Origin of the sequence: Streptococcus sp. 4155 (genome assembly GCF_013276695.1) — a bacterium.
GTDB classification, from domain to species: domain Bacteria; phylum Bacillota; class Bacilli; order Lactobacillales; family Streptococcaceae; genus Streptococcus; species Streptococcus pseudopneumoniae.
This window is the reverse complement of the sequence record NZ_VMLM01000012.1, coordinates 322-715: the sequence shown is the minus strand read 5'-3', so window position 1 is coordinate 715 and position 394 is coordinate 322. Positions and strand designations below refer to the sequence as shown.

At 44.2% G+C, this 394-nt stretch carries 1 pseudogene; it reads left to right on the top strand.

Going from position 1 to position 394, the window contains the following annotated elements:
- Positions 1-394 (top strand): annotated as a pseudogene (locus HT715_RS01720) (IS66 family transposase); the annotation flags it as partial.

Genomic DNA, 394 nt, shown 5'->3' with positions numbered 1-394 from the left:
GCTTATCGTCAACTGGAAGAAGCTGAACTTGTTGGATGTTGGGCGCATGTGAGAAGGAAGTTTTTTGAATCCACCCCCAAGCAAGCAGATAACTCATCCTTAGGAGCTAAAGGTTTAGCTTATTGTGACCAGTTATTTGCCTTGGAAAGAGACTGGGAGGTTTTGCCAGCTGATGAACGACTACAGAAACGTCAAGAAGAGCTCCAACCCCTAATGGAAGACTTCTTTGCTTGGTGTCGGCGTCAGTCAGTTTTACCTGGTTCAAAACTAGGAAGGGCAATTGAATACAGTCTCAAGTATGAAGAAACCTTTAAGGCCATTTTGAAAGACGGGCATCTGGTCCTTTCCAATAATCTAGCTGAACGCGCCATTAAATCATTGGTTATGGGACGTA